The sequence below is a fragment of the Paenibacillus algorifonticola genome (genome assembly GCF_000971975.1).
GTDB classification, from domain to species: domain Bacteria; phylum Bacillota; class Bacilli; order Paenibacillales; family Paenibacillaceae; genus Pristimantibacillus; species Pristimantibacillus algorifonticola.
Genome location: NZ_KQ040779.1, coordinates 41,589 through 68,075 on the forward strand (window position 1 = coordinate 41,589; position 26,487 = coordinate 68,075).

The 26,487-nt window shown below is 47.9% G+C and carries 27 protein-coding genes, 11 tRNA genes and 2 pseudogenes; 10 read left to right on the forward strand and 30 right to left on the reverse strand.

What is annotated here, in order from left to right; genetic code table 11:
- Positions 1 to 46: 46 nt before the first annotated feature.
- Positions 47 to 1,129: pseudogene (locus tag WH37_RS36195) on the reverse strand (AI-2E family transporter).
- Between the two features lie 173 nt (positions 1,130 to 1,302).
- Between WH37_RS36195 and WH37_RS37300 the strand changes: the two are divergent.
- The 4 genes and pseudogenes from WH37_RS37300 (at position 1,303) to WH37_RS01640 (ending at position 4,135) form a co-directional block, all read left to right on the forward strand.
- A complete protein-coding gene (locus tag WH37_RS37300; RefSeq protein WP_414811800.1) occupies positions 1,303 to 1,413 on the forward strand; it encodes a hypothetical protein in 111 nt (36 codons plus the stop codon).
- 200 nt (positions 1,414 to 1,613) lie between these two features.
- Positions 1,614 to 2,138 (forward strand): annotated as a pseudogene (locus tag WH37_RS36200) (LamG-like jellyroll fold domain-containing protein); the annotation flags it as partial.
- A gap of 3 nt (positions 2,139 to 2,141) precedes the next feature.
- Positions 2,142 to 3,443: a right-handed parallel beta-helix repeat-containing protein gene (locus tag WH37_RS36205; RefSeq protein WP_414811801.1), complete on the forward strand. Its 1,302-nt coding sequence runs from the start codon at positions 2,142 to 2,144 to the stop codon at positions 3,441 to 3,443.
- Between the two features lie 137 nt (positions 3,444 to 3,580).
- On the forward strand, positions 3,581 to 4,135 hold the full coding sequence (locus tag WH37_RS01640) for an SEC-C metal-binding domain-containing protein (RefSeq protein WP_046228837.1): 555 nt from the start codon (positions 3,581 to 3,583) through the stop codon (positions 4,133 to 4,135).
- Between the two features lie 165 nt (positions 4,136 to 4,300).
- Here the strand turns inward: WH37_RS01640 and WH37_RS01645 are convergent, their stop codons facing one another.
- The 9 genes from WH37_RS01645 to WH37_RS01680 all read right to left on the reverse strand — a co-directional run bounded on the left by WH37_RS01645 (position 4,301) and on the right by WH37_RS01680 (position 6,596).
- Positions 4,301 to 4,723 (reverse strand): pyridoxamine 5'-phosphate oxidase family protein, encoded by a 423-nt coding sequence (locus WH37_RS01645; RefSeq protein ID WP_046228838.1) that lies wholly within the window; start codon positions 4,721 to 4,723, stop codon positions 4,301 to 4,303.
- A gap of 266 nt (positions 4,724 to 4,989) precedes the next feature.
- Entirely contained in the window at positions 4,990 to 5,583 is a 594-nt protein-coding gene (locus tag WH37_RS01650; protein WP_143088527.1) for a ribonuclease H-like YkuK family protein, read from the reverse strand.
- Positions 5,584 to 5,631: 48 nt separating this feature from the next.
- Positions 5,632 to 5,716: transfer RNA gene (locus WH37_RS01655), tRNA-Leu, on the reverse strand.
- A gap of 10 nt (positions 5,717 to 5,726) precedes the next feature.
- Positions 5,727 to 5,800: transfer RNA gene (locus WH37_RS01660), tRNA-Glu, on the reverse strand.
- Positions 5,801 to 5,823: 23 nt separating this feature from the next.
- A tRNA-Trp gene (locus WH37_RS35250) sits at positions 5,824 to 5,896 on the reverse strand.
- Between the two features lie 9 nt (positions 5,897 to 5,905).
- Positions 5,906 to 5,979 (reverse strand) — tRNA-Gln (locus WH37_RS01665).
- A 4-nt stretch (positions 5,980 to 5,983) separates the two neighbouring features.
- A tRNA-His gene (locus WH37_RS01670) sits at positions 5,984 to 6,059 on the reverse strand.
- A 5-nt stretch (positions 6,060 to 6,064) separates the two neighbouring features.
- Positions 6,065 to 6,138 (reverse strand) — tRNA-Glu (locus WH37_RS01675).
- A 224-nt stretch (positions 6,139 to 6,362) separates the two neighbouring features.
- Entirely contained in the window at positions 6,363 to 6,596 is a 234-nt protein-coding gene (locus WH37_RS01680) for a hypothetical protein (RefSeq protein WP_046228839.1), read from the reverse strand.
- Between the two features lie 904 nt (positions 6,597 to 7,500).
- Between WH37_RS01680 and WH37_RS01685 the strand changes: the two genes are divergently transcribed.
- The gene (locus tag WH37_RS01685) at positions 7,501 to 8,193 is read left to right on the forward strand and encodes an S-layer homology domain-containing protein (protein ID WP_046228840.1); all 693 of its coding nucleotides are present in this window, start codon (positions 7,501 to 7,503) and stop codon (positions 8,191 to 8,193) included.
- A gap of 96 nt (positions 8,194 to 8,289) precedes the next feature.
- Here the strand turns inward: WH37_RS01685 and WH37_RS01690 are convergent, their stop codons facing one another.
- Entirely contained in the window at positions 8,290 to 10,008 is a 1,719-nt protein-coding gene (locus tag WH37_RS01690) for a DUF4127 family protein (RefSeq protein WP_046228841.1), read from the reverse strand.
- 142 nt (positions 10,009 to 10,150) lie between these two features.
- Positions 10,151 to 11,074: an AraC family transcriptional regulator gene (locus tag WH37_RS01695; protein WP_046228842.1), complete on the reverse strand. Its 924-nt coding sequence runs from the start codon at positions 11,072 to 11,074 to the stop codon at positions 10,151 to 10,153.
- 259 nt (positions 11,075 to 11,333) lie between these two features.
- Between WH37_RS01695 and WH37_RS01700 the strand changes: the two genes are divergently transcribed.
- Complete coding sequence (locus WH37_RS01700; protein WP_046228843.1) at positions 11,334 to 11,594, forward strand: Atu4866 domain-containing protein; 261 nt, start codon at positions 11,334 to 11,336, stop codon at positions 11,592 to 11,594.
- Positions 11,595 to 11,653: 59 nt separating this feature from the next.
- Positions 11,654 to 12,400 (forward strand): SDR family oxidoreductase, encoded by a 747-nt coding sequence (locus tag WH37_RS01705; RefSeq protein WP_046228844.1) that lies wholly within the window; start codon positions 11,654 to 11,656, stop codon positions 12,398 to 12,400.
- A gap of 90 nt (positions 12,401 to 12,490) precedes the next feature.
- Here WH37_RS01705 and WH37_RS01710 read toward each other — a convergent pair whose 3' ends face one another.
- The 7 genes from WH37_RS01710 to WH37_RS01740 all read right to left on the reverse strand — a co-directional run bounded on the left by WH37_RS01710 (position 12,491) and on the right by WH37_RS01740 (position 14,242).
- Entirely contained in the window at positions 12,491 to 13,063 is a 573-nt protein-coding gene (locus WH37_RS01710; protein WP_046228845.1) for a hypothetical protein, read from the reverse strand.
- A gap of 115 nt (positions 13,064 to 13,178) precedes the next feature.
- Positions 13,179 to 13,263, reverse strand: a tRNA-Leu gene (locus WH37_RS01715).
- A 27-nt stretch (positions 13,264 to 13,290) separates the two neighbouring features.
- A tRNA-Lys gene (locus WH37_RS01720) sits at positions 13,291 to 13,366 on the reverse strand.
- Between the two features lie 19 nt (positions 13,367 to 13,385).
- Positions 13,386 to 13,460 (reverse strand) — tRNA-Glu (locus tag WH37_RS01725).
- A gap of 87 nt (positions 13,461 to 13,547) precedes the next feature.
- Positions 13,548 to 13,636, reverse strand: a tRNA-Ser gene (locus WH37_RS01730).
- Between the two features lie 5 nt (positions 13,637 to 13,641).
- Positions 13,642 to 13,717: transfer RNA gene (locus WH37_RS01735), tRNA-Asn, on the reverse strand.
- Positions 13,718 to 13,771: 54 nt separating this feature from the next.
- Positions 13,772 to 14,242, reverse strand: a complete 471-nt coding sequence (locus WH37_RS01740) for a SprT family protein (protein ID WP_046228986.1) — start codon at positions 14,240 to 14,242, stop codon at positions 13,772 to 13,774.
- Positions 14,243 to 14,717: 475 nt separating this feature from the next.
- On the opposite strand from WH37_RS01740, the gene WH37_RS01745 reads away from it, so the two are divergent.
- A complete protein-coding gene (locus WH37_RS01745) occupies positions 14,718 to 15,068 on the forward strand; it encodes a hypothetical protein (protein WP_046228987.1) in 351 nt (116 codons plus the stop codon).
- A gap of 78 nt (positions 15,069 to 15,146) precedes the next feature.
- A complete protein-coding gene (gene cmpA, locus WH37_RS35255) occupies positions 15,147 to 15,299 on the forward strand; it encodes a cortex morphogenetic protein CmpA (protein ID WP_099516750.1) in 153 nt (50 codons plus the stop codon).
- Positions 15,300 to 15,379: 80 nt separating this feature from the next.
- Here cmpA and WH37_RS01750 read toward each other — a convergent pair whose 3' ends face one another.
- The 6 genes from WH37_RS01750 to uptA all read right to left on the reverse strand — a co-directional run bounded on the left by WH37_RS01750 (position 15,380) and on the right by uptA (position 21,125).
- Entirely contained in the window at positions 15,380 to 16,021 is a 642-nt protein-coding gene (locus WH37_RS01750) for a nitroreductase family protein (protein ID WP_046228846.1), read from the reverse strand.
- Between the two features lie 145 nt (positions 16,022 to 16,166).
- Positions 16,167 to 16,631, reverse strand: a complete 465-nt coding sequence (locus WH37_RS01755) for an Rrf2 family transcriptional regulator (RefSeq protein ID WP_046228847.1) — start codon at positions 16,629 to 16,631, stop codon at positions 16,167 to 16,169.
- 110 nt (positions 16,632 to 16,741) lie between these two features.
- On the reverse strand, positions 16,742 to 18,937 hold the full coding sequence (locus WH37_RS01760) for a Tex family protein (RefSeq protein ID WP_177217995.1): 2,196 nt from the start codon (positions 18,935 to 18,937) through the stop codon (positions 16,742 to 16,744).
- A 285-nt stretch (positions 18,938 to 19,222) separates the two neighbouring features.
- Positions 19,223 to 19,858, reverse strand: coding sequence for an MBL fold metallo-hydrolase (locus WH37_RS01765; RefSeq protein ID WP_082110622.1), 636 nt, complete (start codon positions 19,856 to 19,858; stop codon positions 19,223 to 19,225).
- A gap of 32 nt (positions 19,859 to 19,890) precedes the next feature.
- A complete protein-coding gene (locus WH37_RS01770) occupies positions 19,891 to 20,457 on the reverse strand; it encodes a thioredoxin family protein (RefSeq protein ID WP_046228989.1) in 567 nt (188 codons plus the stop codon).
- 59 nt (positions 20,458 to 20,516) lie between these two features.
- A complete protein-coding gene (gene uptA / locus WH37_RS01775; RefSeq protein WP_046228849.1) occupies positions 20,517 to 21,125 on the reverse strand; it encodes an undecaprenyl phosphate transporter UptA in 609 nt (202 codons plus the stop codon).
- A gap of 147 nt (positions 21,126 to 21,272) precedes the next feature.
- Between uptA and WH37_RS01780 the strand changes: the two genes are divergently transcribed.
- Positions 21,273 to 21,584, forward strand: coding sequence for a hypothetical protein (locus WH37_RS01780; RefSeq protein ID WP_046228850.1), 312 nt, complete (start codon positions 21,273 to 21,275; stop codon positions 21,582 to 21,584).
- Between the two features lie 187 nt (positions 21,585 to 21,771).
- Here the strand turns inward: WH37_RS01780 and WH37_RS01785 are convergent, their stop codons facing one another.
- The 5 genes from WH37_RS01785 to WH37_RS01805 form a co-directional block, all read right to left on the reverse strand.
- Complete coding sequence (locus WH37_RS01785; RefSeq protein WP_046228851.1) at positions 21,772 to 21,951, reverse strand: H-type small acid-soluble spore protein; 180 nt, start codon at positions 21,949 to 21,951, stop codon at positions 21,772 to 21,774.
- A 34-nt stretch (positions 21,952 to 21,985) separates the two neighbouring features.
- Positions 21,986 to 22,186 carry a hypothetical protein gene (locus WH37_RS01790; protein WP_046228852.1) on the reverse strand — a complete coding sequence of 67 codons (201 nt, stop codon included), beginning with the start codon at positions 22,184 to 22,186 and terminating at the stop codon, positions 21,986 to 21,988.
- 95 nt (positions 22,187 to 22,281) lie between these two features.
- A complete protein-coding gene (gene cls / locus WH37_RS01795) occupies positions 22,282 to 23,727 on the reverse strand; it encodes a cardiolipin synthase (protein WP_046228853.1) in 1,446 nt (481 codons plus the stop codon).
- Positions 23,728 to 24,065: 338 nt separating this feature from the next.
- On the reverse strand, positions 24,066 to 25,046 hold the full coding sequence (locus WH37_RS01800) for a glycosyltransferase family 2 protein (protein WP_052736744.1): 981 nt from the start codon (positions 25,044 to 25,046) through the stop codon (positions 24,066 to 24,068).
- Positions 25,036 to 26,442 carry an undecaprenyl-phosphate glucose phosphotransferase gene (locus tag WH37_RS01805; RefSeq protein WP_046228854.1) on the reverse strand — a complete coding sequence of 469 codons (1,407 nt, stop codon included), beginning with the start codon at positions 26,440 to 26,442 and terminating at the stop codon, positions 25,036 to 25,038. The genes WH37_RS01800 and WH37_RS01805 overlap by 11 nt, the downstream gene beginning before the upstream one ends.
- Between the last annotated feature and the right edge of the window lie 45 nt (positions 26,443 to 26,487).

Genomic DNA, 26,487 nt, shown 5'->3' on the forward strand with positions numbered 1-26,487 from the left:
ACAAAATGAGAACAAACCTAATCTGTTCATACGTGAAGGGAGCCTATTAGGTGACAGTTTTTTCCCAGCGATTATAAATCCGTATGACGATGATCTTCAAAAGCAGATAAACCGGGATCGCAACCATGATGCCAATAATGCCGCCAAGCGTCCCGGAAACGAGAATAAGCAGCAGCGTTGTAATGGGATGAACGTCCAGCTTTCGTCCATAAATATACGGGGACAAAATGTTGCCTTCAATTTGCTGGGCCAGCATAATGACGACCACAACCCAGATGACGGACGAAGGCTCGTCGATAAACGCCACGATCACACAAGGAATGAGCCCCAAAATTTGCCCAATGTACGGGATCATATTCATGAAAGCAATGACGAGAGCCAGCACCAGCGGATACGGCAAGCCGATGAGAAGAAAGCCGGCCAGCACCATCCCGCCAAGCAGCAAGCAAAGCGTTACCCGGCCGACAATAAAGCCGCTTAGTGCTTTGTCCATTTCCTGAAGCGTTTCTTTTAAACCGTTCTTGTACCGCCCGGGAACCCGCTCCAGCAGCTTATGGACCGCAGCTCGGTCATCCATCAGCATGTAATAAAGGAGCAGCGGCGCCGTAGATACGACGATTATAAAATTGGAGAGTACGGAAAAGGCATTTTTCACATAGTCGGTTGCCGATGCAATGCTTTACGTCAAATAGGGCTCCGCTTTATCCATTAAATTAAAGCCTGCAAAATCAAATTTCGACAGATCGACACCAAACAAAATTTGATTTTTCTGAAGCTGCTCCAGTTGCCTTCGAAAGTCATCCGCAAGCTTCGGCAGCTGCTCCAGCAAACCCGTCAGCTGGCGCTGCAATATCGGCCATACGACGATGCCGAGCAGCGTAATGAGCGCAGCCGCGAGCATATAAATGAGCAGAATGCATAGCGGCTTCGGCAGCTTCCAGCGATGCAGGCGTGCGACCAATGGGCGGAGCAAATAATACAAAAATACCGACAGCACAATCGGTACAAAGATGATTTTCAGCGCGAGCATAATCGGGTCAAAAAAGGCGGAGTTGCGCGCAAACAAATACAAAATAAGCAGCACCAATATGATACTGACGAAAAATTGGTTCAATCGGGTTAGACGCATAGTGAAGCTTCCCCTCTATCGCTTAGTTATGCCTATCATCTATGCTTACCCATTGCCCTGCTCCTGAAACCAAATCCTTACAGGGAGAACGTTGTTTTTTCCAACGGTGCATTTTAATCATTTAAATATAAGACTGGCGTTAGGCCATATCTACAACGCTGCCTACCGCGGCCATTGCCGAACAGACAGGGCTTGCTACGCTGGAGCATTTCTGTACCCTTTTCAAAAAACATTATGGCCTGACGGCAACGGCCTATCGAAAAAGTCCCATTTTTCGCGGATAAAACAACATGTGAGGTAATGATTATTGCTGGAATCGCTTTCATTCCTTACGATGTGTCCAAGGAGGTAAAATGGAATAAAATACTATTAAAGCGATTACAAAGGAGGAAAAAACGTAATGTCCACCATGCTATTTAAGAAAAAGGGGATCAAACCACTCGCCTTCCTGCTCTGCTTCTGTCTAGCCCTTCCTTTTACATCCATGCTCGGAAAAGTTCAGGCAGCTACGCTTTACAGCGCTGATTTTGAAAATGGCGGTGCCTCGGGCTGGACCGCAACAAGCGGCACCTGGTCAGTCGTACAGGATAGCGGCTCAAATGTATATGCACAGACTAGCTCCTCAGAAGGCCGTACTTCCGCAGGCAATCAGGCATGGACCGATTACAGCGTTGAAGCCAAGGTGAAAATTGATAATTTCAATGGAACGAACCGTACTTATGTAGCCGGACGCTATCAGGATGGCAATAATTTTTATGCAGCGTCGCTTTATAACAGCGGCGGCGGCAAGCTTGAAATACGCAAAAAAGTAAGCGGTTCCACAACTACTCTTGCAACCGTTGACTACCCCGTTGCCGCCGGTACTTGGTACACGGTTAAGCTCACGATGTCTGGTTCGGCAATCACTATGCATCTCAACGGCACGCAGGTGCTGACGGCAACTGACTCCAGTCTGACTTCTGGCTCTGTTGGTCTCGTCAGCTTTAAGACGGCTGCTAAATACGACAATGTCATCGTGTCGGATTCGGCATCGACTCCAACACCAACGCCAACGCCTTCGGCAACAGCTACTCCAACACCGACAGCTACTCCTACTCCTACTCCTACTCCTACAGCTACGCCAACACCATCTGCTACACCAACACCAGCAACCGGCGATCTATTCGTAGCGGCGAATGGCTCTGCCAGCAACAGCGGTACCATTAGCAGCCCGCTTACGCTTGCGGCAGCACTGACGCAAATTCAGCCGGGCAAAACAATCTATATGCGCGGCGGCACATATGCCTTTTCTGAAACCGTAACGATTGATCGGACGAACAGCGGAAGCTCGGTTAGCGCACGAAAAGGACTTGTCGCTTATGGCAGCGAGAAGCCTGTGCTGGATTTCTCCGCACAAGCTTTTGCCTCTACGAACCGCGGCCTGCAAATTAACGGCCACTATTGGTTTGTGAAAGGACTTGAAGTAAAAGGTGCTGGAGATAACGGCATCTACATCGGCGGCAATTACAACCGTATCGAAAATGTAGAAACGCATCATAACCGCGATACTGGCCTGCAGCTCGGACGTTATGTATCCACTGCCGGCTACAGCGAATGGCCTGCTTACAATGAAATTATTAATTCTTACTCCCACGACAACTACGATCCGGATAACGGCGAAGATGCCGACGGATTTGCCGCGAAGCTGACTGTTGGCCCAGGCAATGTTTTCGACGGCTGTATTGCGGCGTATAACGTGGATGACGGCTGGGATCTTTATACAAAAACCGATACTGGAGCAATTGGTGTTGTAACGATTCGCAACAGCATCGCCTATCAAAATGGCCAAACGTCCGACGGTACCTCGACAACCGATAGCGATGGCAATGGTTTCAAGCTGGGCGGTGAAAAAATTGCCGTAAATCACATCGTTGAGAACAGCATCGCGTTCCAAAACAAAAAGCACGGCTTCACTTATAACAGCAACCCAGGCACCATTTCCATGAAAAACAATACTTCGTGGAGCAATGGACAAAGCAACTTCGCTTTTGATTTAGGTACACACACGTTCACCAACAACCTGAGCTTTAGCGGCGGTTCCAGTGACAAAACAAGCGGCACCGATGTTTCCAATACCAATGTTTGGTGGAAAAGCAATGCAAGCGTGAACGGCAAAGGTCTGCTTGCAAGCTCAGCTGACTTCGTGAGCTTGACCCCTTCCATTACCCGCAACGCAGACGGATCGCCGAATCTTGGCAACTTCCTCAAGCTGGCGACTGGCAGTGATTTAATCGGCTCTGGCACGCCATCTGGGACAAATGTTGGCGCTCGCTAGACTGATATAAAGTCAGGAATTTACGGCCGCCCCTTGCCTGAATGCGTCAAAACCGCTACCATGGTAAAGGTGCATAAGCGAAAGCAGCCACTTGTGGCTCCTTATGTGCGATTAACTTTTTGCCTAAGGAGACTAACATGTTAAAGCCAGGAAGAAATGATGTATGCCACTGCGGCAGCGGCCGTAAATATAAAAAATGCTGTATCGAGCTTGACCGCGAGGAAGAGCGCCGCTTGGCTGCGGCGCAAGCTTCCGGCGGGCTGCAATCCTACGCGGATATCGAGCGCCTGCTGGATCAAGAGCTCGTGTGGGAAGCGCCATCCTATGGCGAGCTTGCCCGTGAGCTGGCAGCACAAATGAAGGAAGGCTACACGCCTGCCCAAATTAGCCTTGCCCTGTTTATGTGGAAGGAATATACGGATGCGAATAAACCTTCCTTCCGTAAATCCGGCGTCTACTGCGCGGCTTTGGAATATTTGATTTGCGAAATTCAAAGCATTCCAAGCTCGAAAGCCGAGCTTGCCGAGAAGTATAGCGTATCCGTATCTACTCTATCGAAAAAATGTACCGAGCTGACCAGCTTCTTCATGGAGCAATATGCAGAGCTTCAAGCGGAGCAGCCTGAGGCTGCAGCCGCTGGCGACGATGTGAATGCGGAGCAGCTCCAGCAAGAGGAGCTTGTGAAGGCGTAAGCAAGGCGGGATTCTTGCTGAAGCAGTGAGCTTTTTTACTTCCATCTATGGTCGTCTATTACAGCAAAAGAGCCTGCCGCCTTCACATAAACGTGAAAGCAGCGGGCTCTTTTAGTTTAATTTTTTTAATGGATAACTCTAGCTAATTGCTAGTGTTAATTGATTTTATTGCAGCCACACCTTAGTCTCGCCACCGTCGCTGGAATATTCAATATACTCCGGTACCGCTTCTATAATAATGTATTCCGGATCATGAGGTCCTTCGAACCACTGCTTGAAATTTTCATTCCACAGCTTCTCACGTAGCTTGTCGTCCGCGCACAATTCCGCACGTGCCTGAATTTGGACAATATCGGAAGAGGGCTTGCCATCGTAACCGACGAGAATATGAACATTCGGGTTAGCCCGCAGCTCATCAACCTTGCTCGTATCGCGATTTGTCGCCAAATATAAGTTAAGCCCGTCATGGAAGAGCGCCATATAACGCACCATCGGCTTATCGCCATTTACGGTAGCAAACGAGCATACATGGTTCGCTTGCAGCACATCAATAATTTCCTGCTCCAATTGTTTTGTTGTATTCGGCATAAGTATCTCTCCTTAAAGGTTCATCTTTTTGCTTGGCATTCCGGCATCGCGCTTGCCATAGATTACCCCTTTTGCCGTTTTTTTAATCGGAGCAATGCTTTGATGTTTATTTCGTTTATGTAATAGACAGCAAGGCACCGTTAGAAAAGCTACTGCTCTTTAGCGATTCACCAGCGCCAGCTGTATAGCAAACGTACAGCAATTGTAAAGCAGACGCACGAATACGCCTGCTTGTTTTTCATCACCATTAAATGTTCAACTATTATTTATTGTTCTACGACATCATTTGCCGCGAAACGGTACGGCTTCTTGGAATGTCGATTCGCATAGGAAGAAGCGACAATTGCTTCCGGTTTCAGACGAGCTTTCATCCCCATAGCCTCCACACGCAGTACCATTTCCGCCACATAGGCTGCCGTCTTGCTGACAGCCGGATCTGTTCCGGCATCGACGTCAATATACGCTTCGAAGGACGCGCCCTTGTATACAAAAGGAAGCACGATATCCTCCATTTGCGCCCTGCGTTCTCCACCGAAAAATAGCGCGACCTCCTCACTATATGACGTCTCCAGCGACAGCTTCTCCTTAATGGATTTCAGTTCCCGCGGTATGACGACCTGCCGATAGCAGGCCCATGCCCCTTTGCCCTCACGCTGGATAACGACGCCGGTAATCATTGTCGTATGTCCCGCATGCACCTGGCAGTCGGTACCGATCATGAAATTGTAATTTGCATGTGGATCAAGCGACATAAAACGGACAATGCGGTCATGCACCTGCTCCAGATTGAGGCGTCTTTCCGATACATTGTGAAACTCCATGTCATGAATCAATTGAAGATGTTTTCTTATTTTCATCATCGTCACCTGTAAAGCAATTAGGCTTCTTCCCTTCTTTAGTTGGAGTAGTGTGCTTCAAGGGACTTGAACCCTTAGTTGTCCCTAGGACAGCGGATTTTAAGTCCGCCGCGTCTGCCACTTCCGCCAGAAGCACAAAGTTATAGTGACGCATGGGGGATTCGAACCCGCCGTATCCACGAGTGAAAGTCGTGTGGCTTAGCCGCTTGCCGAATGCGCCTTAATTGAAGTACTGCTTTAAAACAAGGGGCGCGGGAATCGAACCCGCCTCATTCGGATTTGGACTCCGACTCGCCTGCCTTGGACATGTCCCCCTATATTTGGTTGGCTGCCCCTCTTGGAATCGAACCAAGACGCACGGTGTCAAAGACCGTTGCCCTACCGTTAGGCGAAGGGGCATTATTGGGGAGATTAACCGGACTCGAACCGGTACTTATCAGGACCACAACCTGACGTGTTTGCCTTTTCACCATAATCTCCATAGTGACGCATGGGGGATTCGAACCCGCCGTATCCACGAGTGAAAGTCGTGTGGCTTAGCCGCTTGCCGAATGCGCCGTAATTAAAAGACTATTTAAACCTACTCAATCACAAACGTATGTTCTAATTTTTACAACAAAAAAACTACTTTCCCCCTCCTGGTTCCGCCTTGCTATTCCGTCTTCAGCTGATTTCAGCCAAGTTTCGAGAATGCACAAACGGACCACTCACCTAGGGTGCAAGTAGTCTTCACGTATACAGATAATGACTCATCGGAATGTATTCTACCCCGCGCTTCAAGATCAGGCTGCCGCTTCTCCCCCTTTATTCAGGATGGAGCAGTCCGGCTGCGATACGCAAAAACGACGAATATTCGGTTCGATGCAGGCAACATGTAAGTTTTCATTCATCTCTTCTAACGCCGGATGCTGATGTTCATCCGCCTGCTGCTTAGTTATATCGCTCTGCACTTGTTCATACTGATGTAAATCAAGCTCCGCTTGCCAATCCATACGCTGTTCTGCTGCGTTTTTCATTTCCTGCACCTTCCTTTCATCTTCGTTAGTTGTTCTCAATGCTGGTTCAGCTTCCCGATCCCCATCTTACTTTATCGCTTTAACACTTTAATTCATGTTCGATCTGATGCTTCTCATACTAGCATATTGACTTTTAACAAGTCAACCCTTTTTATTTTAAAAAATGAAAATAGTTAATTTTATTGATTTTATTACCTTATATTCATAAACATCATACAGAAAAAAGAATCATTTTTCGTTAATCATTGAATTTCTCCACCTGAAGTATTCCTTTATCAAATAAAAAAAGGACTACTGCTCAGCGGCAGTAGTCCTTCATCATCCCATCAACAGCCAACCCATTCAAGGCATCAGGCAAATACCTGTTTCCCTTCCGATTGGCGTCGATAGCATATAAGTGAAAGGCTGCTGCACGGGCTGTACGCATTTTCGGCCTGCACAAAAAGATGGCTGCTCTGCTCAGAGCACCACGGTTGTTCAAGCTTGTTATCATGGTTAAATAATAAAATGGTTAACATGCGCCGTGCACTTCCTTTCCTTCGATTAATTAAAATGATACACATTTAAAACTTAACATATGTTGTTCATTTGAAAGCTTATTAATTGTTTCCCATCTTATAGCAAATAATCCTGTCTTGTCAACAACAAATCTGCTGCTGATCGGCTACGCCTGCAAAATCCAAACGTCATAAGGCCTAATAACCACCTCGCTAACAAGCTCCTGCCCTGAAATCAGCTCCGTCAGCTCACACATGCGCAGAGCCCTCCTCATACTTTGCTTACATTCAAACATACTAACGGGATATATTCAAACTGTAAAAAAGTTTTTTTGCAACCTTTTTTTATTTGGCTCGTCTGATACGATGTAAGCAGCAAGAAAAATTTCACATCGAGGTGATGTACAATGAAAATCAAACGTAAATTTGTGATGTTATCCGCTATTGCCCTGTTAGCCATGTCTTTTGCTGGCCAAAGCTTCGCGGCTTCCACTCCATTCAACGATGTTAATCTGTCTTCTGTTAAAGATAAAATCGCTTCACTACAGGAAAGGGGCATCGTTAAAGGCGTGAGTACCGACGAGTTTAAACCGGATGCTACCATCACAGCAGCCCAAGGCATTCAATTGATTGTGAATGCACTAAATTTGAACATCGATAACATCAAATTTTTCAAAGCGCCACTAGCGACTGACTACTTCGCTAAAGCAAGCAATGACGCCTGGTATGCAGACGCTTTAATCATTGCGGCGAATAATGGTCTTGAGCTGCCGGCCGATCTTGACCCCGCCAAGCAATGGACCAAAGAGGAATTTATCCAATATTTGATGAAAGCTGCCGAAGTTACGAACAACCTGCCGCTCATCAACATTAAGCCGCTCAAATTCGCCGATGAAGCCGATCTGGACGTACAGTATCAAGGAGCGGTTCAACGGGCGCTTGTGCTGAAAATCGCGGATCTCGATGCGGACGGCAAGCTCAACCCGAAAGAGGAAATTTCCCGCGCCGATGCTGCGGTTTTGACCTATAATGTGCTGGAGTATATCGCTGCGCATCAAGCTCCAGCTCCTGTAGAGCCGGAAACGGGCGCTGCTGAATAAGCGCAAACCAATATTCATAACCGTTTTGCATAAATAAACAGCCCGCTCTCCGAAGAGAGCGGGCTGCTTTTGCGTTTTTTCGCTAGGTAAAGTGAATTAGCAATAATCGTGTACTCTTCGCAAGGACACGTCTGGCACCACCGTAATTTCAAAAGCACGATCCCAAATAAATGCCGGATTTTCCGCCTTCAGAACAACACAGCTGTATGGCGCAAGCGACCATCTTCCATCACGGATTTGACGGATGGCGCAGGCCGGGGCTGCTGAGCCAATACCGAAAGCCTTCTGCTGGGCGAGCGTCGCCGTATTCGTCTGCATCCGGTCGCGTAAAAGCGTGGTCAACAGTTCGTAATCGCTGGCGGAATTAAATAGCCGCATGTTTTGGTCAACCGTGACATTCGTATATAACGAGCGGCCTCGCGACTCAGTCCGCACCTCGGCAATCGTGATGACCTTGTAATAATAGTCTTTCAGAAATCGTTTGAACAGCAGCGAGCCCTGTGCATTCATTGCCTCGTCGAGAGCAGCTGAGCGCGTCTCCATCGTCAGGCATACATATCGCGACAGCGCCATGCCAAGCGCCATGCCGATTTTATTGCCGGCTGTATTCCAGCCGCTGTAGCCAAGCAGGCTGCCCGTGTACTTGCAGCCCAGAAGTGCCGTTGTGACGGTCGCATTTGCCGCGCCGCCGCCTGTAAAATCAATCACAATCGTCGGCAGCATACTCGACGCATTTTCTGCTACACGGCTCACCGCATTCTCTGCCTGATCAACCGCCGTAATTGCGATAATTTCCACATCGCCTTCGCCGCCGTCCACCGCCTCTCCGCCAACGATATCAATATGGCGCAGCAGGTTTTGGTGAACATCCATATATTCATATGGATTCACAATCGTCGAGCCATCCGGGCCAAAATAACGAATCACAAAGCGCGGCTTGCCGTTCACGCAATATAGTTTTTTCGCCATGCGCGCCAGCAAGGAATGTCCTAATCCATCAGCATCCGGTAAAATAATAGCCCGCTCTGGATTTTGTCCATCCGTGCCGCCCAGCCACGCATTAATCCGATTTTCGACAAAAGCAATCTCATTCGCCTGAATCCCGTCAATATAGGCATCGTCAACACCAATGGCAAGAAAGTCGATATACCCTTGCCGCGCAAGCTGATCCAGCATGTAATACGTCGTAGTCAATTTGTGGCGTTTCGCATTATAATATTGCTCCTTATCCACATAGACGGTATCAGGGAAGTTTGTGCCATCCGGCTGAATATCATAGCCATTCAAAATATCCAGTAGCTCGGTCTCCGGCTTGCGCGGCTTCTGCATAAGCGAACGGGTCTCGGTATATGCCGGCATCGCCAGCCCTTCTACGAAGACGGTAGATGCTAGCCTCATAATCGTGTCGAGCACATAGATCGGCTTATACGGATAAGCCTGCTTTACATCGCGAATGACATCAAGCAGGTCAGTCGTCTGCGCATCATATGCCGGATAAGTTCCATCAGCAGTAGCGCGCAAGCGCCTGCTACCAATAAGACCGCCATACACGAGCATATCCAAGGAAAGGATAAACCCGTCCACCTTTGGAGCATGATGCAAAATAAAGCGGCGAATATGCTCTGGCTTGCCGAACATCGGCTCAGAAGTGCTGGTAATCAGCGCTCCGTCTGTCGTTTTTTTCGAATCCAAACGGTTTCTGATGTCTCTGGCAGGCGGTACGATCACTTGAATTCCAGCGGCTTTTCCTTGCAAAATAATATCGTCCAGATTCGCTGGACGGTCGTCCAACGGTACGTATAATACTTTTTTCATTTCAATCACTCCATCAAGTAAGGGTAGGCACATCTCATGGAAATGTCTTGTACCTTCACTTATGTAGGTAACCATCTCGATAGAATAACAACCAGAAAAATATTTTAATTGTACAGCACAGCTATCAATCGCCTCAGAAAAACTACCACTTTTCGCTATCTATCAGAGCACCGCGAAGACGCTTCATATCCCGAATTGGGGGCATTCCGAACATTCGCGTATACTCCCGGTTGAACTGGTTCGGACTTTCATATCCAACTTGAAAACCCGCATCTGCAGCTGCGGCTGTTCCCGAAAGCAGAAGAGTGCGCGCCTTTTGCAGCCTTATTTGCTTTTGGAATTGCAGCGGGCTCATCGCCGTTATTTCCTTAAAATGATGATGGAACAAAGAAGAGCTCATATTTACAGCCTCTGCAAGCTCCTCTATTCGCAGCTGCTTATTATAATCCTGTTCTATTAATTGCACAGCCTTGGCAATTCGCTCGGCATGGCTCCCGCTCACCACGAACTGTTTGATGGACTGTCCATGCTCATCCTGGAGCATTCGGTAAAAGATCTCCTTAGTAATCAAAGGAGCAAGCGCCGAAATATGCTCCGGCGTATCAAGCAGGCGAACCATTCTAACCAATGCATCAAGAAGCAGCTCATTCATATTGCTCACAAACAGCGCTTGATGGGATTTTGCAAGCTCGCTTGGCTCCTGAACTGCCGGCTTGAGCAAATCAAAAATTTGCTTTCTATCCAACTCCAAACGGAGGCACAAGTAAGGACAATCCGCTGAGGCTTGCAATACCTGGCCGGATATAGGCAGCTGCATGGAGACGACAAGATAGCTATTGGGGTCGTAAAGATAGCTTTCCTCGCCCAGCATAATCAGCTTGGTGCCTTGGGCAATGAAACATAACGCTGGCTCGTGAATGACATGAACGAGCTCGGACGGGTCAGATTGCCGGATAAAATGAAGAAGGGGAATGGCTGTCGCGAAAGACCCATCTTGGGCTGCATGCTTTTGAATCCGTGTAGCTAATTCCATTTGAAGCTTATTTATTTGAGCTTCTGTATCCATCCGTTTTAGTCGCTCCTCGCCTATTTTCATTTAATACTGAGAAATTTCGGAGAAATAGGCAATAACTCTCCGCAATCGTGCTACCGTAAAAACTTCTCTATCCATCATAATAAAACCCACAAGCACCTGCAACTTTGAGAAAAATTCACATTTTTCGCTCCAGATGCTTGTTATGACAGCATCCCTCAGCGTGATTTTTCTTTAAGCTTCTAAGAGGCATGCTGCACAATTGAAGATAGGAACAGGAGGAAACAAGGATATGGAGCAAACCAACAATCAGACTATACATCCCTATGCAGGAATGTGGGTGACAAAGGACGGATATATCCGTCATCACTTACTGCCGAACGGGCGTTATGACGAGGCGCGAGGCGACCGAAAAAGCGCCTATCAAGGCCGCTATTTCATCGAAGGTGATCATCATATCGAATATGTAGATGATACTGGTTTCACGGCTGATGGCGATTTTCGGGACGACATCCTTTATCATGGCGGAATGATTTTGCACCGGGAGCAGTAGCTCACGTAAGAAATGAACATAAATTATGGTTTTCTAACTATAGGGAGGACAACAAAAACATGTCGAATATTTCATCCAATGTAACTGGAAAAGTGATCATTATTACAGGAGCAAGCAGCGGAATAGGTGAAGCAGCCGCACGTTTATTAGCTAAACATGGCGCACATGTCGTACTAGGAGCGAGACGTATAGATCGCTTAGAGGCTCTTGCATCCTCCTTGACTGCCAAAGGCGAAAGTGCTATTTACCAGCAGCTCAATGTTGTTGAGCTCGAACAAATGAAGGATATAGTAGCGCTCGCGCTTGAGCGATATGGCCGAGTTGATGTCATCGTCAACAATGCGGGAGTCATGCCTTTATCTCCATTAGAAGCGCTGAAGGTGGACGAGTGGAACCGCATGATTGATGTAAATATCCGCGGCGTTCTCCATGGCATCGCTGCCGGTTTGCCTGTCATGAAACGGCAAGGTTTTGGCCAATTCGTTAATATTTCCTCCATTGGCGCCTATGCCGTTTCTCCAACTGCGGCCGTTTACTGTGCTACAAAATATGCAGTCCGCGCCATATCGGAAGGGCTGCGTCAAGAGGCAGGAAGCGATATTCGCGTCACGCTCGTATCGCCGGGCGTTACCGAGTCGGAGCTTGCCGAAAGCATTTCTGATGACGAAGCACGGGATCTTATGAAGGAGTACCGTAAAAATTCGATACCCGCCATTTCCATTGCTAAAGCGATCCTGTTTGCTATAGAGCAGCCTTCTGATGTAGATGTGAATGAAATGATCGTAAGGCCGACGGCACAAATTTAGCTTAATCAAGATCATCTTTAAATTTTACTTCGAAATATTCATCAAATAAAAAGAAGCTTTTTCCCTTATGGAAAAAAGCTTCTAGCTTCTTTATCCCCCCCTTGAGCCGCTGCCAATTTTCAACTTGCCAACCGTATGCATCTTGATTCGTGATACAATCAAATCAGCAATCTCCTTGAGCTTGACAATCAGGATAATCGACTTGAAATCTCCCTGTTCATCCAAGTAATTGATACATAAATATCCTTTTTCCGAATGCTTCAGAGAGCTTGCATCCTTATACTCCAGTTTAAATTCCTGTTCCGTAATAGCCGAAGCATTAGTAATTTGCTTAATGTCTATGTCCATTTGAAAGCCATAGGGGTTCCAAAATATAAGATGGTCATACAAAATTAGCTCAACCTTCGCATCTTTAGGGAGAGACAAGCCGTAAACATGACGAACCTCAAGCCTGGAGGTCTCTCTCCATTTGTTCACTGCCTGTTCTATTCTCCTGAGATTCATCCCCCACATCAATAATTCAAAAGTCAAACCTGTAAAGATAATCAAGATAACCATTACTGGATACGGGTTCTCTTCCACTGAAAATTTAATTAAAAATTGAAAATATCCAATAGCGAGCAAAGACCAAACGCATATTCTAATAAAAGTTCGTCTTTTCAAAATAATCCCTCCCTCATCCCGCCATTCCATTTTATCAAGCAAATTTTAAAAATCCATATTTTTCACAAAATAAAAAGAAGCCTTGAACATCAAGGCTTCTGGAAGTTTTAAGTTATGGTGCGGTAGACAGGATTTGAACCTGCACGTCCATTGGACACTACCCCCTCAAGATAGCGTGTCTGCCGTTCCACCACTACCGCACATTTAGGGAAGTCTTACAAGAAAAATGGTGAGTCATGTAGGATTCGAACCTACGACACCCTGATTAAAAGTCAGGTGCTCTACCAGCTGAGCTAATGACTCTCATTTACAAAAAAATAAATGGTGACCCGTAGGGGACTCGAACCCCTGTTACCTCCGTGAAAGGGAGGTGTCTTAACCACTTGACCAACGGGCCTTACATGTCGCACACTGTGATATTAGGCGTAAAAAAAAGACCGGCATGTTGAACGGCCTTCCGTTACAATCACTTTTGAGAAAAATATGGCGGAGAGAAAGGGATTCGAACCCTTGCGGCTGTTACACCCTAACGCTTTAGCAAAGCGCCCCCTTCGGCCTCTTGGGTACCTCTCCATGTGTGGCTCCCCGAACAGGACTCGAACCTGTGACAACTCGATTAACAGTCGAGTGCTCTACCAACTGAGCTATCAGGGAATATTTTGTTTTTCTCAGTGTTGCCTGTGAACCGCGGCGACAAGTAATAATTTATCATGTATCTGAATTTAAGTCAAGCGTTTTTAAAAATAATTTTCCGCGACATTTTCCGCACGCATATTTAGCGGGATTTATCCGCCTTTTTCGCATGTATTCCATCCCGCATTCCTTGCATACCAGCTTGTACCGAAATGGCTCAACACGGCGCTCCGGCAGCGATTGGCAGTACCTCGATCCGCCCACCTGAGCAAGCAGCCGCTTAAAATCCTCATCGCGGTGACGATAGCCTCTTTTCAATATATGTAGATGATAATGACACAGCTCGTGCTTAATTATTTTTTCCGTTTCCTCGGCACCGAACGTCGATAGCTGATAAGGGCTAATTTCAATATTATGCGACTTCATAAAATATCGTCCGCCTGTTGCCTTCAACCGGCCGTTAAATGTTGCCAGATGCTTGAATGGCCGTCCAAAGCTTTCCAAGGACACCCGCTCCACCCATTGCTGGAGCTCCTCGTCTTTCATCGTCTGCACCATAAATCCTGATTCTCCCTTGTTCATTTGTTCTCTTGCTTTCTATATAAGTTGAACGATTGATAAGCATGAGGACGATGGTCGCCACTGCGAGAAAGGTTGGACTTCCAGCCGCTGTTGTTTTCTTATTTCTTTCATTATCCCTCTTTGAGGTTGAAATAAGAAAACAATAGTCCGTGCTTACGAAGCGGCTTTCCTTCGGAAAGCTGTGGCTCTCTCCAGTTCCAACCTTTCTCTCCGCCGCCCCCTTGCCTCATCGCTTTCTTTCATTCAACTTATATAGTTTGCCAAATAAAATAACAACCGTAAAGAGGCTCAAAAATGTATGGCAAATTCCGACTCGTTTTTCTGGCATTTTTGCAGCCCATACGCTACACTGTCAAGTAGTGATGCACTTTTATGGCATGGCAGCAATAAACGGCTGCATGATGCAGCGAATGTTTTGAGGGGAGAATCCAATCATCTTATGCCAACGATGCGTTTTGTACTAATGAAAAACAATGATAAGGTCTTCTTTGTAGAAATGCCTGATACGCATGCCTATCAATTAAGCGCTCTTAACCTGCGCCTGCACAAAGAGCTGGACAAGCTTACTGCTGAGCAGGTGCCTGCGCTTCCATATGCGATTGCGGAATGTGACAGCGTAGAGCTGCACGACAGCTCGATTCGCATTGCTTCGGGCTTAGACTACATTAACGAGCTGGAACGCGAATTTGCCGCCGTTAAAGAGTCTGCTTACCCGCTTATTGCGCTGCTCACGGAAATTCGTGCGCTGCAAGCCCAGCTGGAACAATGGTACGAAGATGAAATCGGCTAAATAGGACCTGCACGGACATTCGCCCTTCCCCATATGGTAGTAATACATCAGGGATGACCGGGAGGAGGGCGATCCGCAATGCCGCAGTGGCTGTGCAATCAAATGATGCGTGCTTTCCATAAGAAAGATCGCAGGCAAATTAAGCTGCTTAATGAATGCTGGTATTTTTATCGCAGCAAACAAAGCACCAAAGATACGGACAACAACAACGAATTGACGATTCGCCATTGAGCGTCTTAGTACAGCAATGAAGCCTCCGGCTCCCACTAATTGAAGTGGATGCCAGAGGCTTCTTCGTTTATTATTTTGAATTACATTTTGTTGAAAAATGTAATGTCGTTGATCGGCAGACGCGTGCTCGGATGTCCGGTTTGGGAAGCTTTGCCGATTGGCAGCAAAATGTTCAAAGCATAACGCTCTGGAATGTTCAGCAGCGCTCTTACTTTATCGCGATCATAGCCGCCCATAGGTACGGTGTCGTAGCCTTTTGCTTTTGCCACTTGCATAATTTGCATCGACACGAGGCCTGCATCAAATACAGTCACTTCATGCAGACGTTCTTTCGGAATGGATGTGTACAGCTTTTGCGAGTTGGCAGCGAACGATTCGCTCATCTCTTTTGTCATAAGGCCAGCTTCCGCCATTGAACCGTAAATTTTTTCGGCATTCTTATACATTTCCAGGTCGCCTAAAACAACGATAACAGCTGCTGCGTCCACAACCTGCTGCTGGTTGTTCGAGATTGGCAGCAGCTGCTGCTTAAGCGCCTCGTCTGTTACAACTAAAAAACGCCAAGGCTGCATGTTCGACGATGACGGCGCTTTTGCGGCAATTTCTAAAATTTCCGTAATTTCCGCTTCCGTCATTTTTGCTGTGTTGTCATAGTGGCGCACCGAGCGGCGATCGCTTAATACTTGATAAAAAGATTGGTCCAGCTGTGTTTGTACAGTCATGATAAATCCCTCCAAATATCGTTTATATAAATGCATTTGTTACTGTGCATAATATAACACAGTTAATTTCAAAAAAACATCTCCTACACAAGCAATAGTATAGTACTCCATCCACTCACTTGTCAATCGTATATTTCTAACTATTTTATAGTTGGTTATCTGTTGCTTTTTTGAGGTCGCAAACCCGTCTCGTCAGCTGATCAATTGTCCCTTTACCCAGCATAGCAAGCGCGCTATTTTTCACTCCCTCAGCAATTTCCCCAAATGCCTGGCGCATTTCCTGTCCAAATTCATGCTCTCCAGTCGTCTGCTCCAAGCCTTTGCATAAAGGCTCCCCTAGTTGCAGCGCTAAATACACATCTGCCAGCGTAATTGCGTCTGCCGAGCGGCTTAGCCTATAGCCCCCGTCCTTGCCTTCCTTCGTTTCCAAAAGCCCTTCACGGGCAAGCTCTGCCATCACACGCCGCAGCATCGTCGGCTCGACCTGAAGCCGTTTTGCAATTTCTGCGCTTGTGCATGGCTGATCCTTATGAGCCAGTACGACGAGCGCCTGAAGCGCTATGCCAAACCATTTATGATGGGGAAAAGTGCTGCATTTCTCGGCTTGCATAGATACTCATCCTCTCCAAGTCCCCGTTCCTTAACAAGGCAACTCTTTGTATTCCCTGTTAAGTATGACGGACTTGCCGGCAATCGGCAAGTCCGTCTTTAAAGCTTTTATTAACCTGGCTTGCGCATCGTGAAGCCAACGCGCCCTTTTTTCACATCTACAGTCAGTACCCAGACGGTAACGGTGTCCCCTACAGATACAACGTCCATCGGATGCTTCACAAATTTATCGCTCAATTGGGAAATATGGACGAGCCCGTCATTTTTGAGCCCAATGTCGATAAATGCCCCGAAATCGATGACGTTGCGCACCGTGCCCTGCAGCTCCATGCCCGCGGTCAAATCCTCCAGATTCAGCACCTCGGTATGGAAAATAGGAGCGGGCAGCTCCTCCCGTGGATCACGTCCAGGTCGCAGCAGGCTATCCGTAATATCGCGCAGCGTTGGAACGCCGACGCCCAGCTCGGGAGCGACAGCAGCCACATCCAGCTCCGTCAGCTTCTGCTTAAGCTCTTCCGAGCCGAGCTGATTTAGCTTAACTCCTAAATGGGCAAAAAGCTTATCCACGACCGCATACGACTCGGTGTGGATTGGCGTTGCATCCAGCGGATTCGCCGCTTCAGGAATGCGCAGGAAGCCGATACACTGCTCGTAAGCTTTTGCGCCAAGGCGTGGTACCTTTTGCAGCTGCGCACGCTTCACGAAACGGCCATTTTCCTCGCGGTATTTGACGATGTTGCGGGCCGTCGTAGCATTAATGCCCGCAACATAGGACAGCAGCGACGCAGAAGCCGTATTAACGTCTACGCCGACATGGTTAACCGCCGACTCCACGACAGCGCCCAAGCTTTCATCCAGACGCTTCTGGCTGACGTCATGCTGGTATTGGCCGACGCCGATTGCCTTTGGCTCAATCTTGACAAGCTCAGCCAGCGGGTCCTGCAGCCTGCGTGCAATGGACACGGCGCTGCGCTCAGCAACGTCAAGAGACGGGAATTCCTCAGCAGCAAGCTTGGAAGCCGAATAGACGCTCGCCCCTGCCTCGCTGACAATAATATATTTCAGCTCAAGACCAGGCGCAGCTTGGCGGGCTTTGATAAGGTTCGCAATAAACTGCTCCGTTTCCCTTGAAGCTGTCCCATTGCCAATGACAATCAGCTCGACTTTATATTTATCAATCAGGCCGTTAATTAAACGCTCAGCTTCCACTACTTTATGATGAGGCGCAGTTGGGTAGGATACGGCTACTTCCAGCAGCTTGCCTGTATCGTCTATGACCGCCAGCTTGCAGCCTGTACGGAACGCGGGATCGACGCCAAGCACGACGTTCCCGCGAACGGGCGGCTGAAGCAGCAGATTGCGAAGATTTTCTGAAAAAATCGAAATCGCATGCTCCTCCGCTTTATCCGTCAGCTCACCGCGGACCTCGCGCTCAATGGACGGCGCTATCAAGCGTTTATACGAATCCTCAATGACGGCAACGAGCACGCTCCGTACCGCTTCAGCTGTATGATTCCGCAAAATTTTACGGCCAACATGCTCATGAATCCGCTCAGTGGACAACTCGAACGCCACCTTCAGCACATCCTCGCGCTCGCCGCGATTAATCGCCAGCACGCGATGAGGAGGCAGCTTTCGCAGCGGTTCATTGTAGCTGTAGTACATTTCGTATACAGACTCCGCTTTCGCATCACGCGCTTCGGTACGGATAAGCGAATGATCAAACGTATGCTTTCGCACCCAGGAGCGAATCGACGCATCATCTGCTATATTTTCAGCCAAAATATCCATGGCTCCCTGCAGCGCTTCCTGAGCGCCGGGGACACCCTTGGCCTCATCTACATATTTAGCAGCCTCGGCGAGAGGCTCGCCTTGGCGCGGCTGCGACCAAAGCCATTGTGCAAGCGGCTCTAATCCCCGCTCCTTCGCCACGCTCGCCCGCGTCTTGCGTTTCTGGCGGTATGGCCGGTATAAATCCTCAATTTCCTGCAGCTTAACGGCCGCGTTGATGGCTGAGCTCAATTCCTCGGTCAGCTTGCCCTGCTCGTCGATGAGCCGAATGACCTCGCGCTTGCGCTCTTCTAAATTACGCAAATATTGCAGTTTTTCCTCAATCGCTCTAAGCTCTGTTTCATCCAGCTCGCCCGTCATTTCCTTGCGGTATCTGGAGATAAAAGGTATTGTATTGCCTTCATCCAGCAAGACGACAGCCGCTTTAACTTTAGTAACCGGGATAGCTAGCTGGGCGGCTACGCCTTTAATAATCCGTTCATTTTCCGCAGCTATTTGCTCCGCCGTCCGTTCCACCTTGCCAGATTGTCCATCGAGCGCTTCACTCGTTATATTCGTCGTCGTATTTGCCAAGCGGTACGCACCGTCCTTTTTGCATTTTCATAGCCTGCTTGTTTTGCCGCAGGTGGGCTTCTCCCTATTTTACCATTATGTTGGGGACGTGTTCAAAATCATTGGACCGTATATGTAGATTAAACTTGCACAGCTTCCTTATACAGCACAAAAACCGCCAGCCGCAAGCGGCAAATGCCATGCTGGCTGACGGTTATATTACAGTTCTCATTATTTTTGGATAAGCGATTATCGCGTAAACGGATTATTCGCCTTCTCAAAGCCAATCGTTGTCCGCGGACCATGCCCCGGATATACTTTGACCTCATCAGGCAGCTTGTAAAGCTTGCCCTGAATGGAAGCGTATAAATCCCGCTCGCGACTGCCCGGCAAATCCGTACGTCCAACCGAAAGCCTAAACAGCACATCGCCGGAAAAAAGATCGTTGCCGCGCAGGAAGCTCACGCTGCCTGGGGAATGCCCAGGCGTATGCATAACGCGAAATTTCTCGCCCAGCAGCTCCAGCGTCATGCCTTCATCCAGCGCGTATTCCGCTGGATCGGTCGTCAGCGGCGGCGTTACATCCTGCCAGCGCATGGAACCATTTTTCCCAGCATCGGTCAGCCAGTCGGCCTCCAAATCGTGAATATAAACCGGACAGCCTGCCGCTTTGCGAACCTCGTCCACACCGCCCATATGATCGAAATGCGCATGCGTCAGCAAAATCGCCTCAATATGCGTATCGGCAATCCGCTTCAGCAGCCCTTTCGGATTCATGCCCGGGTCAATGATGAGGCCCCGTTCCTTGCCTGTTTCCTCATCCTTTACCGTGAGCAGGTAACAATTCGTCTGGAGAGGCCCCAACGCAAATGACTCAACTCGCATTTCACTCATGATTAGTGCTCCTATTCTTCTGTTTAGAACGACTCCAGCAGGTCGCGCAGCTCTTTCACAATAACCGACTGATAGCCTGTGCCTTCGCCGTAACGGCGGCCCATTTCCTGGCGGACAAGTCCAAGCTTCTCTTGATAATCCGCTGCCTCGCGGTCTGGATTTTCCAGCTTGAACGCTGTCATCGCTTCTTGAACATGCTTAGGACGCGGTCCCCATTGTCCAAGCACATGGCCGCCTGTATCTGCAATAATAACGATCGGCACCGCACGGCCGCCCATCGTCAAAAACTGCTCCATCGTATCGAGATGTTCCTCCATAATGAGCACCTCGGTTGGAACGCCGCTATTTTCAAGCGCACGGAATACAACTGGAATATTGCGAATGACATCGCCGCACCATTCCGCCATCAAAATCAAGACGCGCAAATCGTCGCGGTTGTTCAGCGATTCGAAATATTCACGATCACTTTCGTCTGTCCAAGCAAACTGGTTGTACCAGTCTTGAAAAGCCTCTTTATTTTTTTCCATGCCGTCGATGAATTGTTGCGGGCTGATGCCTTTGTTCAATTTCTCTGCTACGCTTTTGCTCATAATCATTTACCCTCTTTCTCCTGTTATATGTATCGTAAGATCATGCGGGCCAGACTGCATTACGCCGATTTTTTACGTGATTTTCTAAATTTATAAAGCGAATAAATAATGATTAACAATACGGCAAGAATAATAGCTGGAAGCACATAATCCTTCGCTTGCTCATGAATATTTTCCCAATTTTCGCCAAGCGAGCGGCCCAAATGGACGAATAAAAGCGCCCATGGCAGGGAAGCTGCTGCGGTGAGTGCAGTAAACAGCCAAAAATTCATTTTCGCCATGCCCGCGGGAATCGAGATGACCTGACGCATGACGGGCACAAAACGGGCTGTAAACACAATGCCGGAGCCATATTTTTTGAACCATTCTTCGGCAAGATCGACATGCTTCTTTTTAATTTTAATATATTTGCCGTATTTCTCCACCAGGGGACGTCCCCCAAATCTTCCAAATGCATACAAAATCCAATTTTGTCCAACCGCGCCAAGCGTCCCAAAAAAGACGGCGCCTGCGTAGGAAATTTCGCCTTTGTACACCAAGTAGCCGCCAAAACCGAGCACGATCTCGCTTGGAATGACCTCCATCAGCAAACCGATCAAAATGCCAAAGTAGCCAAGGCTTTCAATCCATAAGAGCAGTGTATGCAAAATCTCCGAAATCCTATCCATCACGCTTGCCTCTCACATCCTCTCTAAACTACTGCTTCGTTTGTTATTCTACCACACGGAAGGAAGGCTCATCCAGTCGAAAGCGTGCAGGTGACGTTCATACGGGCGGAAGCATACATATAGAGGAAAGAGAGGAGCCGGTCTGCCATGAAGCCTACTGCCCAGAAGCATGACTCAAGCCTGCCTACCGCGCGAAAAATACGGCGTGCCTGCAGCAATGAGCTTTACCGTACTGCCAAGCGTTTGAAGCTGTGGGTGTCCAAAGAAAAGCTTGAGCAGGCAGAAAATTTGTATTTTAAAAAGGTGGCTGTCAATTTGCTGTGGATTCACGAGCATAAAAGCAATCGCAAGCTGCTCGCGGATTGGTGGGATGAGAACGTCTCAGCTGAAATCGCCGAGCTATGGGAGACGGATCAAGCAAAGCTAAACGAAGCCTTTCGCGAATCGTTTGGCGGGTAAGGAACCTTCGTGCGGTTACGACTAGACTTCAACGACTCGCCCGATCAATATTTTGCCGTTTTTTTGAAGCTTCTTCAGACAGGTTCGGGCATATGAAAAGAAGCAGGGTATTTTCTACAGGCCATCAGCCTTTGAAAGTACCCTGCTTTTCACGCATATGTTAAGGACGTGCCTCTTAAAGCGGCGTTTACTCTTCTCGCAGCCGCTCCACCGATACGGTCTCCGTATTTAATGGATTGGAGCCAACCTGTACAGTCGCCATGCTATTGGCTATATCCACATGCTCAATCCAAACGGATTTGCCATCGAGCTGTACTCCAATGATTTGCGATGAATCGTAAATTTGCTTGGCGCGCGAAGCGTCCATTCCATTCCCTCCTTTTGCTAAGCATCGTTTTAAACTAGCGTCCCTCTTCTTCCATCGTATCCGTCGTCGATTCATCAATCAGGCCATTATGAGGCGTTACATTGCCTCCTCCAAGCCCTTCGTTCACCATACGGTCAATATCCATAAAATAATCGGAGCGCCCTTCGTGCTGGGCATCCGCTCCTGTTTCCGCAGTCAGACTTTCACCTGCTGGCAGTTCATTTCCGTCTGTCATTTCCTTCCCTCCTTCCTCTAATCAGCTTCTAGCCTACTTGCAAAATATGCCCGAACGGGCGCCTGTTCATGCATTCCTGCTATCCTAATCCGCGATTATAATAACGGAGACAGCAGATGCGCAGCAGCTTCGGCCATTTTCTGCATGACTGGCCGTTTTGCAAAGTGGGCCAAGCTCAGCTCCTCGCTATCCCGCTCATCTTGCCGAAAATCCTTCGCCAACTGCGCGATCGAGTCAGAATCAAATAACAGCGCATTTTGCTCGTAATTGTTGTAAAAGCTGCGCATATCCATATTTGCCGTCCCCACCGACGCCAACATACGGTCAATAATGAGCACCTTTGCATGGATAAATCCCTTCTTATAGCGAAAAACTCTAATGCCCGCCTTAAGCAGCGGCTCCACATAGGATAACGTAGCCCATAGGACAAGCTGGGAATCACCTTTTCCTGGAATAATAATTCGCACATCCACACCGCTAAGCGCTGCTACTCGAAGCGCCATCAGCAGCCCTGGATCGGGTATAAAATAAGGCGTCGACAAGCAAATGCTTGTTTGGGCAGCCATCACAGACGCCACGACAGCTTCCAAAATCGGCTCTCCGATTTGATCCGGTCCTCCCGGCGTAATGAGTACCGGATCATGGCCCTGGCAATGATGCTTGGGCATATAACGTTCCTCGTCCAGCTCCTCATGTGCTGCAAAGGCCCAGTCACTTCTGAACAGCTGCTGCAAAAAATAAACGGCATCTCCTTCCAGCCGCACATGTGTATCCCGCCAAAATCCAAGCTTCTGGTTCTGGCCCAAATATTCATCCCCGATATTAATACCGCCAACAAAGCCAATTTTCCCGTCAATAACCGCGATTTTGCTGTGATTGCGGTTGTTTAGCCTTCTTTCATACCAGGCGTGGCGCGGAGGCAAAAAGCAGCTTGTCCGAATCCCTGCGGCCACCAAATCCTGAATGAACGCTTGGCTCAAATGCAGGCTGCCAATGCCGTCATAAAGCACGCGTACTTCTACCCCCGCCTTGGCTCGCTCGATTAGAGCCTGTTTGAAACGCGAGCCAATTCCATCATTACGGATCGTGTAATAATCCAGATGAATATAGGTTTTAGCGTTGGCAATAGCTTTTAATATTGCTTCGTAGGTATCCTGCCCGTTCTGCAGCAACTGAACTTTGTTGCGCAGCGTAATACAGCGCCCCTTCGCGGCGGACAGCAGTTGATATAGCTGTTCTTGCCCAGCAAGCTGCGGATGTCCGTTAAGATCAGCAAAGCTTTCGGCATTCGTTGTCAGCTTTCCCGCTTTGAGAAGCTGCTCGCGAGCCAGCCGCTTGTGCCTATGGCTGCTAACGCTATCCACAGGCCTCGCTAGGAGCAGATAAAGTGCCGCTCCAACGACTGGCAGCATTATCGTAATGGTCAGCCAAGCTGCCAATCGTACCGGACGGCGATATTCCATTGAGAAGATAAATACAAATTGCAGCAAATAAAGCCCTAGAACGATAGCTAAGACTATTATAATCAACCAAACGGACATGAAGGTCCCCCTTGTTGTTGACGCGTGCTAAAAGAACCCATAACCTGCTGCCAGTGCAATGTGATGGAAACAAGCTGCCTGCGGCTAGACCCATACTTTTTTAGTGTCGGCGGTTCAGCGTTTCATTATGCGCATGTTTCCTTGCAAGCCACCCGTTTTTTAACGTGCAGGAGATTAAATGCACATAACAAAAAAGCACGCCACCCGATTTCCAAATCAGGGTGGCGTGCTTTTAATTGCTTTTCAATGCTGCATGCTGGGAGCTTTACTAAGTATCGTCGCTACTGCCATAAGTTGCTTCATCCATGATTAGAAAACATCTTTTCCTGCTAATCAGGCTAGCCTGTACGTTTCATAGGGGCCGACGCATCGTTCACGCGATGCATTCGGTCCCAAATCAGCTTATGCATGCTGAAATACCTGCACAAAAACTCCGGAAGACGCTTATGTTTTATGCCCAGCTTATAGCCGATAAGCTTCGCTGCCGATTCCGCAAAAAGCACAGGAATCAAATGATAACGATGCTCCTTCAGCAAGCATTTGAGCTGGGTTTTGACCAGCTTAAAGCCGGGCTTGCCCACTTTGCTGTACGGAATAATCCATTCATTGCGGCACATCGATACCCCATTGTCAAAAAAACGCCTGAACTGCTGCATGAGCGTATAATCATGAGAATGATACACGCCCGCTTCTGCAGCATAGGCAATGCTGTATCCGTTCATAACACACGTTGCCGCCATAAACATATCCTCATTAAAAATAACCGGGGCTGCAAAGCTGCCCATCTCATAAAAGGTTTCTCTGCGATAGGCCGCGCATACATTTGAGCAAATAAACGTTTGAATGCCCATTTGGTCGATATCCGCTTTAGATTTCAATCGCGGCTCAGGCGGATAATTAGATGCTCTCGCCAGCCGTTCCAATATACCTGCATGGGGATACGGTATTTGCCTTGCGTAGGAGCAGGCGGTACTTGGATCATCAAGCAGCGGCTGAATAAGCTTTTCAAGCAGCTGTTCATCATAGGGCAGCGCATCCTGCGTCATAAACACGAAAAAATCGCCTTTTGCTTGGGCAGCCGCCGTATTGCGCGTTCCGCCATGGTCAAACTCACTGCGCAGCACCGACAGCACACGCGTGCCCAACTGACGCGCCCGCTCAGGCGTACCATCCTCTGAGGTGGAGTCCATCACGATAATTTCGCAGGGCTGCAGCGTTTGTTTCTGAAGCCTTTGAATAAGCTCAACGAACTCCAATCCTGCGTTTAATGTAGGAATTATTACCGAAACCTTCACATTTGTACTGCGGTCAGTAAGCATTTTTATTGACAAACCCTCTCACAATCGTCATTACGATGATTTTCAAATCCAAAATAAAAGTCCAGTTTTCAATATAAAATAAATCATGTACGATTCGATCCTCAATTGAAGTATCACCGCGCAGCCCATTCGTCTGTGCCCAGCCGGTAATGCCGGGACGAATCTGATGCTTGATCATATATTTCGGAATCTCTTCCTTGAACTGACTAACAAAATATGGACGCTCCGGGCGCGGCCCGACAACGCTCATATGTCCGAACAGCACATTAAAAAACTGCGGCAGCTCGTCAAGGCTCGTGCGGCGCAGGAAGCTGCCAAACTTCGTACGGCGCGGATCATTTTCCACCGTCCACTGGGTATTGGACACTTCGCCAGTCGACACCCGCATCGAGCGAAATTTATACATAAAGAAATTTTTGCGGTTCAAACCCATCCGCTCCTGCTTAAACAGAACCGGTCCAGGCGAGGTCAGCTTGATGCCGATAACCGTCGCCAACATAATAGGTGATGTAATAAGGATAGCAATAAGCGAAAAAATAATATCAAAGCCACGCTTCAGCACACGATTGCTTAGCTCATCCAGCGGAACATCCCGCACATTTATGAGCGGAATACCGGCAAAATTATCAAAAAACGGCCTAGCAGGCAATAAATCGAAAAAATCAGGGATAATTAGCGTCTTCACACCTGTCTTCTCGCAAGTCTCAATGATCTGCGCATATTTCTTATGCGCTTCGAGCGGCAGTGCTATAATAACCTCGTCAATCGTAAGCTCATTCAGCTTTGCTTCAAGATCATCCAGCTTGCCGATGATCGGCTGCATGAACTGGTGTTCCTCCGCATGCTCTCCTTGATAATCGTCAAGAAAACCAACCGCTTCATATCCAAGCTCCGGACGCTTCTGCAAATTGTGATAGAAACTGCGTCCCACCGATCCTGCCCCGACAATTAGCACATAGCGCTTATTATAGCCGCGGCGACGGAAGGAGAAAAGCATTGATTTTACGATATAACGATAGAGAGCTATGGCTGCAATATTCATCAGGAAAAAAATCAAAAGTAATTCCCGGGAAATATGAACTTCACCTGTGAAGTAAAACAAGCTGAGCAAGAACAGGAAGCTGATCGTCTGGATCTGAATAATCTTCAATACTTCGTAGGAATAATTTTTGCGCCGCTTGGGCGAATAAAACTGCAAATAAAAACCGACCACGACAGCTGAAAAAGAATAAACGGTTCCCCAAACCAAATAGGTGGAGAAAGGAACAGAATTCACATAGGACAACCAGTCACTATAAAATTTAAGCCAGTAGGCGGCAAGAAATACGATTAACGTACATAACAGATCCGCAAGCATATATAACTGGGACAATATCCTCTGGTTTTGCCGGATCATAAATGCAAATTCACCCACATTCTATCAGATTTCGACTCTAGTAGT

Excerpts from the sequence above, each read along its gene's own strand:
- WH37_RS01740 (WP_046228986.1), bottom strand. The coding sequence starts at position 14,242 with ATGAAAGACGAGGAGCTCCAGCAATGGGTGGAGCGGGTGTCCTTGGAA.
- WH37_RS01695 (WP_046228842.1), bottom strand. The coding sequence starts at position 11,074 with ATGGATACAGAAGCTCAAATAAATAAGCTTCAAATGGAATTAGCTACA.
- WH37_RS01755 (WP_046228847.1), bottom strand. The coding sequence starts at position 16,631 with ATGCAAGCCGAGAAATGCAGCACTTTTCCCCATCATAAATGGTTTGGC.
- cmpA (WP_099516750.1), top strand. The coding sequence starts at position 15,147 with ATGCCGCAGTGGCTGTGCAATCAAATGATGCGTGCTTTCCATAAGAAA.
- WH37_RS01705 (WP_046228844.1), top strand. The coding sequence starts at position 11,654 with ATGTCGAATATTTCATCCAATGTAACTGGAAAAGTGATCATTATTACA.
- uptA (WP_046228849.1), bottom strand. The coding sequence starts at position 21,125 with ATGGATAGGATTTCGGAGATTTTGCATACACTGCTCTTATGGATTGAA.
- WH37_RS01805 (WP_046228854.1), bottom strand. The coding sequence starts at position 26,442 with ATGATCCGGCAAAACCAGAGGATATTGTCCCAGTTATATATGCTTGCG.
- WH37_RS01690 (WP_046228841.1), bottom strand. The coding sequence starts at position 10,008 with ATGAAAAAAGTATTATACGTACCGTTGGACGACCGTCCAGCGAATCTG.
- cls (WP_046228853.1), bottom strand. The coding sequence starts at position 23,727 with ATGTCCGTTTGGTTGATTATAATAGTCTTAGCTATCGTTCTAGGGCTT.
- WH37_RS01645 (WP_046228838.1), bottom strand. The coding sequence starts at position 4,723 with ATGCCGAATACAACAAAACAATTGGAGCAGGAAATTATTGATGTGCTG.
- WH37_RS01685 (WP_046228840.1), top strand. The coding sequence starts at position 7,501 with ATGAAAATCAAACGTAAATTTGTGATGTTATCCGCTATTGCCCTGTTA.
- WH37_RS01765 (WP_082110622.1), bottom strand. The coding sequence starts at position 19,858 with ATGCGAGTTGAGTCATTTGCGTTGGGGCCTCTCCAGACGAATTGTTAC.
- WH37_RS01790 (WP_046228852.1), bottom strand. The coding sequence starts at position 22,186 with ATGACAGACGGAAATGAACTGCCAGCAGGTGAAAGTCTGACTGCGGAA.
- WH37_RS01640 (WP_046228837.1), top strand. The coding sequence starts at position 3,581 with ATGTTAAAGCCAGGAAGAAATGATGTATGCCACTGCGGCAGCGGCCGT.
- WH37_RS01750 (WP_046228846.1), bottom strand. The coding sequence starts at position 16,021 with ATGACTGTACAAACACAGCTGGACCAATCTTTTTATCAAGTATTAAGC.
- WH37_RS01745 (WP_046228987.1), top strand. The coding sequence starts at position 14,718 with ATGCCAACGATGCGTTTTGTACTAATGAAAAACAATGATAAGGTCTTC.
- WH37_RS01785 (WP_046228851.1), bottom strand. The coding sequence starts at position 21,951 with ATGGACGCTTCGCGCGCCAAGCAAATTTACGATTCATCGCAAATCATT.
- WH37_RS01800 (WP_052736744.1), bottom strand. The coding sequence starts at position 25,046 with ATGCTTACTGACCGCAGTACAAATGTGAAGGTTTCGGTAATAATTCCT.
- WH37_RS01680 (WP_046228839.1), bottom strand. The coding sequence starts at position 6,596 with ATGAAAAACGCAGCAGAACAGCGTATGGATTGGCAAGCGGAGCTTGAT.
- WH37_RS01700 (WP_046228843.1), top strand. The coding sequence starts at position 11,334 with ATGGAGCAAACCAACAATCAGACTATACATCCCTATGCAGGAATGTGG.
- WH37_RS01780 (WP_046228850.1), top strand. The coding sequence starts at position 21,273 with ATGAAGCCTACTGCCCAGAAGCATGACTCAAGCCTGCCTACCGCGCGA.
- WH37_RS01770 (WP_046228989.1), bottom strand. The coding sequence starts at position 20,457 with ATGAGCAAAAGCGTAGCAGAGAAATTGAACAAAGGCATCAGCCCGCAA.
- WH37_RS01650 (WP_143088527.1), bottom strand. The coding sequence starts at position 5,583 with ATGATGAAAATAAGAAAACATCTTCAATTGATTCATGACATGGAGTTT.